Here is a 14,880-nt window from a genome sequence, read left to right on the forward strand (position 1 = left end):
TGCGGCTCCAATAGCCCCGTATAATAATGAAATTTTCCTGGCTCCCAACCAGGACTTAAGACAGCGCAGAGACTTAACTTATTGAAGAAACTAAAGATTAACTATCTGCTTGTCGGGGTGGTCGCCCTGTTGTTGGCGATTGCGCTATGGCCCTCCGTTCCCTGGTTTGGCAAAGCTGAAAACCGTCTCGCTGAGATTCAGAGTCGGGGAGTGCTGCGCGTTAGTACCATCGCCACCCCGCTCACCTGGTACCGCGAGAAAAATAAAATCACCGGCCTGGACTATGAGCTGGCGCAGCAGTTTGCCCGCTATCTGGGGGTGAAGCTGGAAGTGAAAGTGCGTTCGACCATCGATCAACTGTTCGACGATCTGGACAGCGGTAAGGCGGATATTCTGGCGGCCGGGCTGGTATATAACAACGATCGCCGTCAGGCTTACCAGGCTGGCCCGGCCTATTACGCCGTATCTCAACAGCTGGTCTACCGTAAGGGCACCCTCAGACCAAAGAGCCTGGAGGGGATCACCGCGCAGCAGATGACCCTGACGCCCGGTCTGGCGGCGCTGAGCGAACTGCGTAAGCTGCGCGAAGGTCAGTATCCCGAACTGAGCTGGCACGTTGATGAACGCCGGAGCAGCAATGAGCTACTGCGCAAGGTGCTGGACGGCGATATCACTTACACCATCGCCGACTCCGTCGCCATCAGCATGTTTCAGCGTATTCATCCGCAACTGGCCGTCGCGCTGGACGTCACCGAAGAGCAGCCCGTCACCTGGTTTTCTCCCCGTGACGATGACGACAGCCTGTCTGCAGCGCTGCTCGACTTCTTTAACGACATCTGCAGTGACGGCACCCTGGCACGTCTTGAAGAGAAATACCTGGGCCACGTCGGCACCTTCGACTACGTGGACACCCGCAGCTTCCTGCGCGCCATCGATAACGTGCTGCCGGAACTGCAGCCGCTATTTGAAAAGTATGCGCAAAGCATCGACTGGCGCCTGCTGGCGGCCATTTCGTATCAGGAGTCGCACTGGAACGCGCTGGCCACTTCCCCCACCGGGGTGCGCGGCATGATGATGCTGACCCGCAATACGGCGCAAAGTCTGGGGGTTGAAGATCGGCTGGATGCCGAACAGAGCATTCGCGGCGGCGCCAGCTATCTGCAGAAGATGATGAGTAAGGTGCCCGAAACGGTGCCGGAAGAGGAGCGCATCTGGTACGCGCTGGCAGCCTATAACATGGGCTATGCCCATATGCTGGACGCCCGGGCACTGACCGCAAAGCTGAAAAAGAATCCCGACAGCTGGGCGGATGTGAAGCAGACATTGCCGCTACTGAGCCAGAAGCGCTACTACACTCAGACCACTTACGGCTATGCCCGGGGTCACGAAGCCCACGCCTATGTGGAGAATATTCGCCGCTACCAGCAGAGTCTGGAAGGGTACCTGAGAGAGAAAGAGCGCCAAAAAGCGAAAAGCACTCAACTGGCCCAGGGGTATCCGGCGGTCACCCCAGGCGAAGTGGCTATCCCCGATTACGGTCCATTTCCCTTTGCGCCTTTTTTTGCGCTCGCCGTTGGCGAAAAAATTCACTCAACAGTGCCGAACACGCTGGCGCAAGAATCCCCCCGCTAACCTGTACCCGATGATTCATTCCCGGGTGGCCCAGCACATCCATCAGCGAACCCGCAGCGCCGGTCTTGGCATCGCTGGCGCCATACACCAGATGGCTGACCCGGCCATGCACCATGGCCCCGGCGCACATCACGCAGGGCTCAAGGGTTACGTACAGCGTGGTATCCAGCAGACGATAGTTTTGCAGCACCATCCCCCCCTGGCGCAGCGCCATAATTTCGGCGTGCGCGGTGGGATCGTGACGGCCAATAGGGCGATTCCAGCCTTCGCCAATCACCTGATTTTGCCAGACCAGTACCGCGCCGACGGGCACTTCGCCCTCTTCCCCGGCGCGCTGCGCCAGGGTTAGCGCATGGCGCATCCAGTATTCATGATCGATGGGCTGTTCGGACACGGCGACCTCCGGATTAATGGGGCGCGCATTATACACGGGGCGATGACTTCACTCCAGTTGCTGCAGTCGCCCCTGGGGCGTGACCCGCCAGCGGTGCTCGCAGAAGCGCAGCAGCGGGTTATCCTGGCTGCTGTCGCTGTAGCCGCTATAGAGCTGAAGCGGCACGCCCAGCCGCTGTTCCAGTTGGGCCACCTTTTCGTGGCCCAGGCAGCGCAGGGTCAGCACCTGACCGCCGCAACGCCGGGTCATACGGCTGGCGATAAGCTTCACCCGGGGCAGCCACGGGCTATCGCCGTAGACCTGCTCCACCAGCGGCTGGGGAGAGCCGGTAATCAGCCAGACATCGGCATCGGCGCTATCCAGATAGTCATTCAGCCGCTGCTGAACCACCGGAAAAGCGGTGACCCTGCTCCGAAACGCCGCGACAAAATCGGCTTCGAGCTGCCGGAGTCGACGTTCGCTGCGGCCAAAGGTACAGCCCCACAGCAGCAGGCTCATGGGCCAGCGGGTAGCGCGCCCCTGAATCAGCAGCCCCAGCGCCACCACCGGCAGCAGCGGTATCACCAGTAGCAGGTTCAACGGCTGGCGACGCAGCAGCCAGCGCAGATAACAGCCAAACATATCCTGTTGGTGCAGCGTGCCATCCAGGTCAAAAAAAACCACCCGACGTCCGTTATCGCTCAATCGTTACTCCTCTGGATCTTTAAAGCCAATCAGCCAGGTAAACAGAAAACCGGCAATCACGGTAATCAGATACCCCGCCAGATACAACATCACTTTACCGGAAACCATGGTGAACACCAGCGGCAGCCCGGAAAGCCCAAAGGTAATGACCGTAGAAACCTTCCAGTAGCTGATTAGGGCTCCGCCGACCGCGCCCCCCAGACAGGCGGCCAGGAACGGGCGCCCCAGCGGCAGAGTCACACCGAAAATCAGCGGCTCGCCGATGCCCAGCAGCCCCACCGGCAGTGCCCCTTTTATCATCTGCTTCAGACGCGCATTGCGGGTTTTCATCAGAACGGCGATGGCCGCTCCCACCTGACCGACACCGGCCATAGAGAGGATAGGCAGCAGCGCATTGAAGCCATGCGCCTGTACCAGTTCGACGTGAATAGGAACCAGCCCCTGATGCAGCCCGGTCAGCACCAGCGGCAGGAAAGCCCCGGACAGAATGGCGCCGACCAGCAGCCCGCCCTTATCGATAGCCAGAGTCGCGCCATGCGCGATAGCATCCGAGATCCAGCCGCCAAGCGGCTGTAGCGCCACGATAGCCACGGTACCGGCAATCAGCGTGGTCAGCAGCGGGTTAAGAATCAGCTCCAGCGAGCCGGGCAGCCAGCTACGCAGCCGCTTTTCAATCCAGCACATCAGCGCCACCACCAGCAGCACGGCGATCACCCCGCCGCGCCCGGGCTGCAGATGTTCGCCGAACAGTTCGATCTGCGCCAGCTGCGGACTGGAGAGGATCCCGGCCATGACGCCGCCCATCGCCATCGATCCGCCGTAGACCTTCGCAGCGTTAACCCCCACCAGAATATTCATAATGGCGAAAACCGCGCTGCCAAAGATGCCCATCAGTCCCAGCAAATTCGGGTTTTGCACCGCAAAATCGCCGACGATATCCGGGCGCTTAAGGATATTGACGATGCCGGTAATCAGACCCGAAGCGATAAAGGCCGGAATCAGCGGGATAAAGACATTGGCCAACTGGCGCAACGCATCGCTCATCGGTGCTTTATAGCGCGCTTTTGCTTCGGCTTTGGTACGGGCGGCGGTATCCACCGGCTGCGCCTGAGCGGGGGCGCCGCTCATCAGAGTCTGCATCGACTCCACTACCTGGGCCGCCCGACCGGGGCCGACGATAAGCTGGTGCTGCTCCCCCTGCTTCACATAGCCGCTGACGCCGGGCAGGCCTTTCAGCTTGTCCAGCGCCAGCTGCGCTTCGTCGCGCACCGTTAACCGCACCCGCGTCATACAGTTTTCCAGGCGGACGATATTGCCCTGCCCGCCAACGCCCAGCAAAATCGCCTGAGCCAGCTGTTGTCTGTCCATCCCTGTTTCTCCCTCTGATGATCTTTATCCCTGCAACGCGGCGCGCAGATAGCCGCGATGCTCAGCGAGGCGGGCCCTGGCGGTTACCGCATCCAGACCGGCCAGTTCCATCAGAATGGCGGGCTTCACCTCATAGTCGGTTTGCGCCAGCAGCACCTCGGCCCGCTCACGCGGCGTGCCGGTGGCTTCCATCAGCATCCGGCAGGCGCGATCCACCAGCTTGGCATTGGTCGCTTTCATATCCACCATCAGATTCTGAAATACCTTGCCGAATTTCACCATCGCACCGGTGGAGAGCATATTCAGCACCAGTTTCTGGGCAGTGCCCGACTTAAGGCGGGTGGAGCCGGTCAGCGCCTCTGGCCCCACTACCGGCGAGATAGCGATATCCGCCGCCCGGGCGATAGCGGAATCCGGATTGCAGGAAATTGCCACCGTGGTACAACCGCAACTACGCGCATAAGCCAGACCGCCCAGCACATAGGGAGTGCGCCCGGAAGCGGCCAGCCCCACCACCAGATCCCGCGCTTCCAGATTGATCTCACGCAGATCCTGTTCGCCAAACTGCGGATTATCCTCTGCCCCTTCCACCGCCTTGAGCAGCGCCCCCGGTCCCCCGGCGATCAGGCCCACCACCAGATCGTGAGATACCCCAAAGGTAGGCGGACACTCGGCAGCATCCAGTATTCCCAAACGACCGCTGGTACCGGCACCCATATAGATAATTCGCCCCCCCGCCAGCAGCGCAGCGGCCGCGGCATCCACCGCCTGCGCCACCTGCGGCAGCGTGGCTTTTACCGCTTGCGCCACCGTGGCATCCTGTTGATTAAACCGGGTGACCATCTCCAGGGTGGAGAGTGCGTCCAGATCCATTGTTTCAGGATTACGTGATTCAGAAACCAGTGCGCCAAGATTCATTATGCCTCTCTTGAATATTTAATTCATAAAACTGAGCCTATAATGGAATATAAAATTCTTAATCGCGAGCGGTAATTGTGATAATTTCCGGTAACGATCACAGACTGACCACCGACGTTGAGGAAGAGATGTGAACTGCCTGACAGTTATCCGCCAGCGCTATCCCCTGCTGGCCCAGAGCGACAAGCGCCTTGCGGACTACCTGCTGGAAAAGCCGGATCGGGCCCGCCATCTTAGCTCGCAACAGTTGGCGGCAGAGGCTGGCGTCAGTCAGTCCAGCGTGGTGAAGTTCGCCCAGAAGCTCGGTTACAAGGGCTTTCCCGCATTAAAACTGGCCCTGAGCGACGCCCTGGCAAACCCGATTTCCACGGACCCGGTGCTGGTACACAACGATATTTATGGCAACGATCCGCTGCGCAGCGTGGGGGAAAAGCTGATTCGGGAAAATATGGCGGCGATGAACGCCACCCTGGAGATCAACAGCGAACAGATGCTGGCGCACGGCGTAGAGATGCTCTATGGCGCGCGGCGCATTATGCTGGTGGGAATTGGCGCCTCCGGACTGGTGGCGAAGAATCTGGCGTGGAAGCTGATGAAGATTGGGGTGAACGCGGTGGCGGAGCAGGATATGCACGCCCTGCTGGCGACGGTACAGGCGATGAGCGCACAGGATTTGCTGGTCGCGATCTCTTACTCCGGCGAACGCCGCGAAATCAATCTGGCGGCCGAAGAGGCCAGACGCGTGGGCATGCCGGTGCTGGCAATCACCGGCTTCGCCCCCAATAGCCTGCATCAGCACGCCAGTCACAACCTGTTTACCCTTGCCGAAGAACAGGCCACCCGCAGCGCGGCTATCTCTTCCACCAGCGCGCAGGGGCTGCTCACCGATCTGCTGTTTATGGGGCTGATCCAGAAAGATCTGGAGCACGCCCCGGTGCTTATCCGACAGAGCGAGGCGCTGGTGAAGAGGTTGGTGTGATACTCAACGCCCGGCGCCAGCCGGGTGATAGCGGTAGATTGTTTTAACCGAAACATCGTAGATACGCGCCAGAGCATCACGGGAGTGGCCCGCCTGAATCAGGCGGCCTATCTGGGCAATCTGCTGCTCCGTTAGCTTCGGACGCCTGCCGCCAATGCGCCCCTGTGCCCTGGCCGCTGCCAACCCTGCCCGGGTGCGTTCGACAATCAGCTCGCGCTCCATTTCCGCCAGCGCCCCCATAACATGAAAGAAGAAACGGCCCATTGGGGTGGAGGTATCAATCGCATCGGTCAGGCTGCGAAAATTCACCCCGCGCTCGCGCAGCTCCTCAATCAGCGCCACCAGATGGCGCATACTGCGACCCAGCCGATCCAGCTTCCAGACCATCAGGGTATCCCCCGGCGCCAGCCGCTTTAACAACTGGTTTAATCCTGGCCGCTCGGTACTGCGCCCGCTGATTTTGTCCTCAAAGATTAAATCGCAACCGGCATTTTCCAGCGCATCACGCTGTAGCGCCGTATGTTGTTCACTGGTGGATACCCGCACATAGCCAATCCGCATCGCTGTCTCCCGATCAAAAGGGGCTATGCTAGCGGCTGGGTGAGGTTCTTAGAAACCTTGGTTTGGGGGAAGGTAGCGCGCTGCCAGTGGGGGTGCCCGTTCCCTGGCCTGGAGAAACAGCCCCAGAAGGCTGGCTGAAATGTAATGGTGCTGCCTTTGATACAACGAAATACCCAAAGCTGGCGCTGGCTTATCCATCCGGGAAATTACCTGATTTAAGGGGCGAGTTTATTCGTGGGTGGGATGATGGGCGCGGGGTTGATAGTGGGCGTAAAATACTATCTAAACAGGATTTTGCTTTCGAAGATCATGCACTAAGTTTGCCAACCAACCAAGGTTATGCTGGTGTTGAAAATGGTAGTACAGAGAGAGATATTTACGCGGCATTTTCTGACAATATGCGTTATGTCGGAACAGAGGGGAGTAATGGCCAATGGACTGATTATAATCAGCCAAAAATATATATTCGGAGTGATGGTAAACCAGTTGGGAATAATAATGGCCTGGCAAATACTTCAGAAGCTCCGCATTCGTCCTTACGCACATATAGAACCAGCACTGGCTGGAATAACCCGGGCATGAATAAACCTAAAACGGCCAACGAAACCCGGCCATGTAACGTAGCATTTAGCTATATTGTGAGAGCATCCTGATAGATAAATCTATCTAACAATACTTCAGCTTATATTAAATAAATGCAGGCATAGAAGTTTGAGTTTATCTCGTGAAGCTATAGATATAATCTCATTCTCCTGTGCCCGCTATTTAAAGATAAAAATAAATCACCCCATAAGTGCTAGCCATTAGGTTTGTGATGAAATTTTGTTTTATCAAAACACCCTATTCATCATATTTACTCACAGGAGTATCAAATTTAAAGATAATAACAGGATAGGGGTTTAAAATATCCACAAGCGCCATTATGTGTTATTCAAAAAAACACTTAATACTAACTATTATTTTTAGTGAGAATCATTAGGTTATCCGGAATGAAATTTTAATATCCAACAGCGTACCAATACGCTGTTTCCTGAGCATTTTTAGAGTTTTGAACCATGCAACTGGTTTTTGTTAATGATGTCCCTACGACACCCCATGATAAAACTGCTGCTGCGCCAGAGATTCCAGGCTGGGAATTAGTTATCTCTGTTACGATAAATGATGAGCATTTATTGGGAAATGGGATCGGAAAGGTTACTGTTGCTTGTCCAACAGCATTAGACTCCGATGTTAAACCCCATTGATGGATGATATTTGATACCTTTCCATTAATTATAGCCGGGAATATGGCATATCCTCTATTCCCGTTTAAATCGGAAAGTTCCGGGGCATCCATCTTCGCCGCCTCCCCCAAACCAAGGTTTGCGAGAGCCTGATTTACCGTGCCATCGGCAGCGATATCGGCAAAGGGATTCTCACGGCTCAGGCCGCGGGCGGCCAGGGCGGCGGCCAGTTTCGTCACCAGCGCACTCACATCGCCGTTATCGTTAATATCGCTGTCCGTCGCCTCGCTGATAAACTGGGTCAGCGCCGCCACGCCGGTGGTGGCCTGACGCAGGGCCTTATTCATCTCGGCCGATTTTGCGATACCGGACTGAAAGCCGGTCGAGAGAGCCGCCAGAGCCAGATACTCCTCCTGGCTCAGCACATTGGCGCCACCCGCGGTGGCAAAAGCTTTAAATTCATTCGTTGCCATTATTAACTCCAGTAACTTTCGTCATATCCAAGGACCGTGTCGGTCTCCATATCAAACCCAAACCGTGGTCGCGCCGGGTCGATAATATTCAGCGCCTTAATCCGCACCCCAGCCGCTTTCACATTGAGTTCACCGGCCTTAATCACCGCAATCAGTTCGGCAGAAGTCGCGGCAATACCATTAAGCGCGATGGCGTTGATGGTGACCGACATATCCAGGTTATCGATAATCTGCATTTCGATGCCGGAACCGGCGAACACCACCGCCAGCAGCGAGTCCAGCCCGGCGACGGAGCCATCCCAGCCGTTAATGGCGATCTGCGCCTTTAGCACCAGCCGGTAAACATCATCACTCAGGGAAGTAAACCCGGTTTCCGGATCGTAAGGCCCCAGCCAGGTCCCCTGCTCCCAGCCCAGCCCCTCTTTATCAAAGGTGAAATAGACATCGGTAAGCGGGGTCTTAACCTGACGCGAACGACCAATCCACTGCCCCAGAATATCCAGTTGCTCCCCTCGCGCCTGGTCGATATCAAACTGGCGCACCAGGCCAGAGACCATGGTCGCCACATCGCCAAAAGGCCGGGTAATTAAGTCGATATGCTGAGGAAACCAGGTGCGCGTGACGTGATAGTTGGTGATCCGTTCAAGATACTTGCTCATGCGATCACCGTTATCTCAATATTCTCCGCACTACACTGGGCCGCTTCATTAAACAGGATCTCAATGCTGGCGCTCGCCAGCTCCTGTGGGTTTTTCCCAATCTCCAGCGCGCGGATATCGTAATAACGACTGTCGCCGCCGCTCATCACGCCCAGGTTGGCGGGGGAATAAAGCCGACTCAACAGAAGCGACTCGCCGATCCCAAGCCCGTTGATATAGGTCACCACCTGCTCTTTAATGGCTTGTGCCGTCTGGCTGCTGTAGCCCGGTAAGGCCGCCAGTTCGATGTGAACATAAATGGGTACCGACACCGGACGCGAGAAGCGGATATTTTTCTGTTCGCCATAGCGCCCCGTCACCGTCACCTGGGTCGTACCCCATGTAGAGGTTCCCTGGTCCTTACGAGCAGAAAGGGTTTCAGCAATTTGCGTTGCATCGCCGCCATCGACAATGCAGCTTATCGAATGCGGCGGCAGACCGTTGTCGTCACTGATATCGCTATCGTTTTCATAGATACGTACCCGACTGACGCCATCAATATTCAGCAGTGCGCCGTCCAGCCCGTCGGCCGTGGTCCGGGAAGCCAGCGCCGTACTGCGCGACTGACGCTGACGCAGCTCGGCATCGCTCTCTACCGCCTCACCGGGTGTTGCCGCCAGAGGATTGGTGGCGCTGTACCAGCCCCGGGTCGGGGTGGCTATCTGATTGAGCGCACCGGCCCTGACTGGCACCGCGCCCGCCGCCTGACAGACTGCGGTAACCGTAATTGAGCCGGAAACCGGAATGGTGATATTGGTCGGCAGATCCCAAAGTTGGCCGTTTTCATCACGCAGACTGCCAGAGGCGATTAGCGTGCCCACTTCTCCGGTCAGCACCACATCCACCGACGAGTAGCTGGCCCCTTTGCGGGCAATACCGTTAATTTTTACATTGTTGCTCAGCGCCCGCCCGCTGGCGGTCACCGGCGAGAAAGCGTTATAAACCGCAATGGCGGCGTTATTGGCATCGTGAATACCCAGCGCATAGAGCGCCAGCATCTGGCCGTCTTTGCTGTCCGGATCCAGGTAGGCGTCTTCACCGTAAATCTGCCGAAAATAGTCCGTCATGCGGCTTAAGATGGTCGGGTAATCAGGTGCGCTGATCCCCGCCGGGGTGACCTCCGCCGCCAGCCCCAGTGTTTCAGGATTAAGAGCCATCATGCCTCACTTGTAACCGTTGTTTCCCCGTAGCGGGTCTCGATCGTGGCCGTAAAGCGGACCCGGCGGGTGGTGGAATTAAAGGTGGCGTCAAAGGCCGAAATCGCGGTAACACCCGGGGTTTCCAGAATGCGCTGGCGGATGGCCATATCGCGCAGGCTGGGGTCATGACGCCCCAGTACCGCCTGCATCCACGGCATTCCTTCTGCTGTGTCCAGAAACCACTGTCCGTACCAGAGTTCAAAGCGGGTTTTTACCGCCTGTGCCACCGTTTCCGGCGAATCAATCAGCCAGGCGCCGTCCCCCTGACCAAAGGTGTAATCGCCGTGACTGTCTTCACGTCTGTATCGCATTACTGCGGACCTCCCGTCGTCCCGCTGCCGCTCTGCACGCCACCGTGCTTATGGGTCATCTGGCTGATGCCGCCAGCGACCTGATCGCCAGTGGAGTTGATTTCGCCATTGACCTGAAGCGGGCCGTTAATGGTGACCTGCGGGCTGGTCATGGTGATAGCGCCGCCGGTCGCAATTTCGATAAAGGCGGCGCCGTCGTCGGTGCGCAACTGCGCGCTGTCCTGGCTGATAGCGCCAATCTTTTCACGCTGCGACATCGGCCCCACGATGGCGATAGCATCAGACAGATCGTGCATCCTGGGATCGACCGTCTCCTGTACTCCACCGTTCTGCCACCAGAAATCGATACAGCGATCGGCGAAGACCACCAGACACTCATCCCCTTTGTTCACCGGGAAGGTCAACGTACAGCCGCCTCCCCGGGGGAAAACGACGGGGACATCCACCAGCAGCGGCAACGCCACAGAGGCAGTTTTGCCATCGCTGGTGGTGCGCTGACCGCGCAGCGCTGGCTGTACCTCACAGGTCACCGTATCGGGATTAAAAGACTGAATAATGCCCGGTAGCGCGACCCGCAGACCGGCCTGCAGTTTTTTCATCATTGCGGCGGCGGTATACCCTTCGCCGCCGATAAGGGATTGCATTGCAACGGGCATGCTTCCTCCCATAAAAAAACCCGCCGTAGCGGGTGGTTATTCCAGATAGTCGTTATTGCGAAGACCAGCCCAGCGGCTGCTTATCGCCTTTCGCTTCACAGGTCATCTCCATATACCAGTCACTTCCCCGGGTATCTCCTTTATAGGTAATCGCCCGCACGATATATTCGCCCAGACCATCAATTCCCGGCTTTGGTGATTCCGGCCCGGGTTGCGTTTTTTCCGGCAACTTACCGTCCAGCTTCATCGACGCTGGTAGCGGTGAATAGACCTTATTTTTAGTAAGCTTAATCAAAGAATTAAGCTGAATATTAGGGTTAATCAGGCACTTTACGTTTACCTGCTCATTCAGCGTTAGCTGCGGCATACCCACCAGCCCGGATTCACCATTCAGCTCCACGACGTTATCGATATAGTTATCCACCGGCACCATTCGTAACTGTCCCTCGACCATCTGCCAGGTGGCCGCGCACATTTCAGCAACCAGATCCATCTGTTCACGCGCCGGTCGCATCATGACGCGGCCACGGGGGTAAACCACCTCCGGCATTGCGCCTGTCACCCCCTGGGTAATTCCCCGGGTATTAAAGTCACGCATCATTAACCGGTTAATATCGGCAACTGTATGCCCTCCGGCCAGAGTGGTTTCTGTGGTCATATCAATCCAGGCGCTATAATTTCCCGCTGCCTGTAGCTGAATCCAGGTGTCTTTCAGATCGTCCCTCCCCTTAACGGCAAAGCGAATCTCACCGCTGAATAGCGTACCGTAGTTGTGCTCCTCTTCGTTTTCGCCACCGCCGTCATAGCCTGCGACAATCGTCATCTGGCTATACTCCTTTTTCATCAAACGATTGCAGAGATTATCTGACAGGTTCCAGATTTTGACGTCGGCAACCACGGGCGAAGAATCGTCACGCCAGTCAATACGAAAGGTCACCTTAAAGTCATTCAACTGAATCTCCTCATCATCCCTGTCGAGCAGTTTCAGTTCGAAATGACGCATCCAGTTCTGGCTCATCATTTACTCCGTTACGGTATAGAGACGGCTGCGCACGCCAGGATCGTCAATTCCCGGCGCCCCCAATCCATCGTCTTCGCTCACCACCAGCAGCCCGAATCCGATATCCAGATACTCATACTGCCCCAGCAGGTTATAGCCATTAACCAGCGGCATTCCGGTCAGCACCTCATGACCGCTCTCATCCAGCAGGTCCAGAAACCAGGCGCTGTCACGCCACAGTAACTGCAAACACCAGCGGCCATTGCCAGCCACCAGGTTAAAGCTCTGATTATCCGGCGTCAGTGGAATTTCACTTAATTGCATTAGCTAAACCCCCTCTCTGCCCGCGTACCGCTGATCTGAGTGACCAGTGCATTGTTGCCTGTCGGGACCGCGCTCTTATTGCCGGTATCGCGCTGCGCTGCGGTACTCTGCCTGTCGCGCATTCGGGACTTATCCTCCACGATGGTTTTGGTCGCCCGGGAGATAAGCACCTCCTGAAATATCAGATCCGCTGACAGTACATTCTCGGTATCCTTGTCCGTGGTTACCGTCAGGGACTTCAGCAGCATATTCTTATACAGGCGCTTACCCGTGTTGACCTCCAGCAGGCTACGGGCACGCTGAAAACCCTGTAGCGTTTCATAGACCTGCTTTGGACTTTGCCACGGCATGGAGACAACGCCGGAGGTGTCCCACAGGTCAAGCAGCGAACCACTACTGCCGAACCCCACTTTCATGGTGACCGAGCCGGGCTTACGCCAGGCGTGATCGGCAACACTGCCGTACCCCTCCGTCGTGGGAGCTTCAATCGGGTGATCGGTGATTTCAAGCGTATCCGAATGGCTTTCACTTATTACCACGCTGGGCAATAGCAGGCCGGTCTGTCCACCTTCCGGCTGTATCAGACTGATACTACGCGTTTGCTGATTCAGAAGTGTAGAGAGAATATCCATCACGCTACCCCCGTTCGGTACTGTTCTGCCAGCCAGGTATTGACCCCCTGCTGACGATCCGCGACCTCCAACCCGGTCGCTCTGGGATCCGTCGCGCCATAGATATTGATATGGGTCTCCTGCTGCAGATTCGGCGCTATCACCGCCGGGCTGGACGGTTCACGGATCTCCCCGGGTAGTGGCGCACGCCCCGGTTCCGGCCCCAGCGACATATTCAGTTGCGCATAATGCTCACTGTTCAGAGCCGGGAAAGGGAATGCCGGAGAAAGTCCCTGTGCTCCACTCAGACGAATATCACGCCCCCCACTGGTTAACGCCCGGGAATCCGCCGCCGCATCCGCCGACAACTCTCTCAGACGTTTAGTCTCATCAGAGGGACGAAAAGTATCGCTCAGCACCCTCAGCGATCCTCTGATGTCTCCATCCATCAGAAGATTTATCGCTCTAATAAGACCATCCAGTTCATTAACCGAACGTCGAACGCCCTCGATAATCCAGTCAAACACCTTCCTGGCGCTAAACCCGGACACATCGATCCCCAGAAATTTATCAAACCGTAAAAACAGCTGATTGATTCCGCTACCCAGCGTGACAACGCCATTCATCAACGACATAAAACTCTGTTTCAGGCTGGCAACACTCTTCAGCGCGTAATCAATACCTGGCGCCCAGCTTTCCCAGTCGATCAGGCTGTTGCCTCCGGATCTCCATAGCTGGAAATCCTGATACAGCAGCATAATGGCCGTCGCCAGCCCCAGGATCAGTCCCAATGGCGAAGCCTGAAACGCCATATTCAACAACCACATCGCAGCCGCCGCGCCCCCCAGCGTTGCGATCAGATTTCGGGCCTCTCCGTCCAGCCCCTGCCACCAACCGATGACTTGCTCAATGGATGCCACGATATCCGCCATCGCGTTTACGACCAGCGTTGCCAGGGTTCCGGCAGCTTCGGCCAGCTTATCCACCACCGGTAAAATCATCGGCACCTTTTGCAGAATCAGCTCCACCGCTCGGTTCATGGGCTCATTCAGTTGACTGGTGAGTTGCACCGTAAAGCGCTGCTCAATACCGTCCTGCAACAGTTCCAGACGCTGCATCGCATTCAGATAACCTTCACCCCCCTGCGCTGACGGCAATGCGCCTGCCATAGCAACACCAGAAACGGCCCGATAATCCCCCAACTGCCTTCCCATCCCCTGGCTTATAGCCTGATGGGCTTCTGTATTGATCCCAAACTGCCGGGCCAGTTTTTCGGCACTTTCAGGCGGTAGCGAAGCCATCCGTTCACTAAAAGACTGGAATATCGTCAGGGCATCGCGCAGATTCCCCTGACCGTCCAACACGCTCACCCCCAGAGTCGACAGTTGAGCCACACTTGCCGGTGAGTGAGTCAGCGTCTCCTGCAGACTATGAAACGCCGTAATCAGCGCCTGTGGGTCGCCACCGCTCTGCTTTGCGGCGTAATTCAGCGCCTGCCACTGCATCAGCGTAACATTCGCTTCGCGTGCTTTCTGTTCGACGGCATCCAGCGACCGGGCAGCCTCCGTAGTAAATTCGGCAAGCCGCAGCGGTGTCTCTGCCAGCGACAGCGCCACTTTCCCCAACCCACTTTCGAGCTGTTTAAACAGGCTCTTCAGGGTGCCGGCTGCCTCTGTGGCGTCACCGGAATCCTGAGTTTTCTCCTCGTTTTCAGCCATGTTGTTCCCTCCAGCGTGCAATGCGCGCCTGGTTATCTCCTTTCATGGCCAGATAGTCATTCATCAGCGCGATGTCACAGAGATCCACCGCGCCGTTTTTCAGATCCATCCAGCTAATATGAAAGACCTCT

At 56.7% G+C, this 14,880-nt stretch carries 18 protein-coding genes; 3 read left to right on the forward strand and 15 right to left on the reverse strand.

Translation table 11 applies throughout. The features are described from left to right. Positions 1–81 precede the first annotated feature (81 nt). A complete protein-coding gene (gene mltF / locus SCU88_RS18970) occupies positions 82–1,632 on the forward strand; it encodes a membrane-bound lytic murein transglycosylase MltF (RefSeq protein ID WP_138098928.1) in 1,551 nt (516 codons plus the stop codon). Here the strand turns inward: mltF and tadA are convergent. The 4 genes from tadA to murQ all read right to left on the reverse strand — a co-directional run bounded on the left by tadA (position 1,523) and on the right by murQ (position 4,996). Continuing rightward, positions 1,523–1,993 (reverse strand): tRNA adenosine(34) deaminase TadA, encoded by a 471-nt coding sequence (tadA, locus tag SCU88_RS18975; RefSeq protein WP_241666668.1) that lies wholly within the window; start codon positions 1,991–1,993, stop codon positions 1,523–1,525. The two genes, mltF and tadA, sit on opposite strands and share 110 nt — an antisense overlap. 81 nt (positions 1,994–2,074) lie before the next feature. Further along, a complete protein-coding gene (gene yfhb, locus SCU88_RS18980; protein ID WP_138098930.1) occupies positions 2,075–2,710 on the reverse strand; it encodes a phosphatidylglycerophosphatase C in 636 nt (211 codons plus the stop codon). A gap of 3 nt (positions 2,711–2,713) precedes the next feature. Next, a complete protein-coding gene (locus SCU88_RS18985; protein ID WP_175342078.1) occupies positions 2,714–4,078 on the reverse strand; it encodes a PTS transporter subunit EIIC in 1,365 nt (454 codons plus the stop codon). Between the two features lie 24 nt (positions 4,079–4,102). Beyond that, entirely contained in the window at positions 4,103–4,996 is an 894-nt protein-coding gene (gene murQ / locus SCU88_RS18990; RefSeq protein ID WP_175342077.1) for an N-acetylmuramic acid 6-phosphate etherase, read from the reverse strand. Between the two features lie 130 nt (positions 4,997–5,126). Here murQ and SCU88_RS18995 point away from each other — a divergent pair, with 130 nt between their 5' ends. Then, positions 5,127–5,975 carry a MurR/RpiR family transcriptional regulator gene (locus SCU88_RS18995; RefSeq protein WP_175342076.1) on the forward strand — a complete coding sequence of 283 codons (849 nt, stop codon included), beginning with the start codon at positions 5,127–5,129 and terminating at the stop codon, positions 5,973–5,975. Positions 5,976–5,978: 3 nt separating this feature from the next. Here the strand turns inward: SCU88_RS18995 and SCU88_RS19000 are convergent, their stop codons facing one another. Then, positions 5,979–6,536 (reverse strand): recombinase family protein, encoded by a 558-nt coding sequence (locus SCU88_RS19000; RefSeq protein ID WP_175342075.1) that lies wholly within the window; start codon positions 6,534–6,536, stop codon positions 5,979–5,981. 62 nt (positions 6,537–6,598) lie between these two features. On the opposite strand from SCU88_RS19000, the gene SCU88_RS19005 reads away from it, so the two are divergent. Continuing rightward, a complete protein-coding gene (locus SCU88_RS19005; protein WP_175342074.1) occupies positions 6,599–7,189 on the forward strand; it encodes a tail fiber protein in 591 nt (196 codons plus the stop codon). A 344-nt stretch (positions 7,190–7,533) separates the two neighbouring features. Here SCU88_RS19005 and SCU88_RS19010 read toward each other — a convergent pair whose 3' ends face one another. From SCU88_RS19010 to SCU88_RS19055, 10 genes are read right to left on the reverse strand one after another with little or no spacing between them, the layout of a single operon-like run. Next, positions 7,534–8,232, reverse strand: coding sequence for a gp53-like domain-containing protein (locus SCU88_RS19010; RefSeq protein WP_175342073.1), 699 nt, complete (start codon positions 8,230–8,232; stop codon positions 7,534–7,536). A 2-nt stretch (positions 8,233–8,234) separates the two neighbouring features. Then, positions 8,235–8,891 (reverse strand): DUF2612 domain-containing protein, encoded by a 657-nt coding sequence (locus SCU88_RS19015; RefSeq protein WP_175342072.1) that lies wholly within the window; start codon positions 8,889–8,891, stop codon positions 8,235–8,237. Then, positions 8,888–10,087, reverse strand: a complete 1,200-nt coding sequence (locus SCU88_RS19020; protein WP_175342105.1) for a baseplate J/gp47 family protein — start codon at positions 10,085–10,087, stop codon at positions 8,888–8,890. The genes SCU88_RS19015 and SCU88_RS19020 overlap by 4 nt, the downstream gene beginning before the upstream one ends. Beyond that, entirely contained in the window at positions 10,087–10,440 is a 354-nt protein-coding gene (locus tag SCU88_RS19025) for a hypothetical protein (RefSeq protein ID WP_175342071.1), read from the reverse strand. Before SCU88_RS19025 ends, SCU88_RS19020 begins: the two co-directional genes overlap by 1 nt. Beyond that, positions 10,440–11,096, reverse strand: a complete 657-nt coding sequence (locus SCU88_RS19030; RefSeq protein WP_175342070.1) for a Gp138 family membrane-puncturing spike protein — start codon at positions 11,094–11,096, stop codon at positions 10,440–10,442. The genes SCU88_RS19025 and SCU88_RS19030 overlap by 1 nt, the downstream gene beginning before the upstream one ends. A gap of 52 nt (positions 11,097–11,148) precedes the next feature. Then, on the reverse strand, positions 11,149–12,114 hold the full coding sequence (locus SCU88_RS19035; RefSeq protein ID WP_431810041.1) for a hypothetical protein: 966 nt from the start codon (positions 12,112–12,114) through the stop codon (positions 11,149–11,151). Between the two features lie 3 nt (positions 12,115–12,117). Beyond that, entirely contained in the window at positions 12,118–12,420 is a 303-nt protein-coding gene (locus tag SCU88_RS19040) for a phage baseplate plug family protein (RefSeq protein ID WP_175342068.1), read from the reverse strand. Continuing rightward, positions 12,420–13,052 carry a phage baseplate protein gene (locus SCU88_RS19045; RefSeq protein WP_175342067.1) on the reverse strand — a complete coding sequence of 211 codons (633 nt, stop codon included), beginning with the start codon at positions 13,050–13,052 and terminating at the stop codon, positions 12,420–12,422. Before SCU88_RS19045 ends, SCU88_RS19040 begins: the two co-directional genes overlap by 1 nt. Further along, on the reverse strand, positions 13,052–14,749 hold the full coding sequence (locus SCU88_RS19050; protein WP_175342066.1) for a hypothetical protein: 1,698 nt from the start codon (positions 14,747–14,749) through the stop codon (positions 13,052–13,054). The genes SCU88_RS19045 and SCU88_RS19050 overlap by 1 nt, the downstream gene beginning before the upstream one ends. Next, positions 14,742–14,858, reverse strand: coding sequence for a DUF6889 family protein (locus SCU88_RS19055; protein ID WP_431810042.1), 117 nt, complete (start codon positions 14,856–14,858; stop codon positions 14,742–14,744). Before SCU88_RS19055 ends, SCU88_RS19050 begins: the two co-directional genes overlap by 8 nt. Between the last annotated feature and the right edge of the window lie 22 nt (positions 14,859–14,880).

It is taken from the genome of Jejuibacter sp. L23 (assembly GCF_050815825.1).
Taxonomy (GTDB): Bacteria; Pseudomonadota; Gammaproteobacteria; order Enterobacterales; family Enterobacteriaceae; genus Jejubacter; species Jejubacter calystegiae.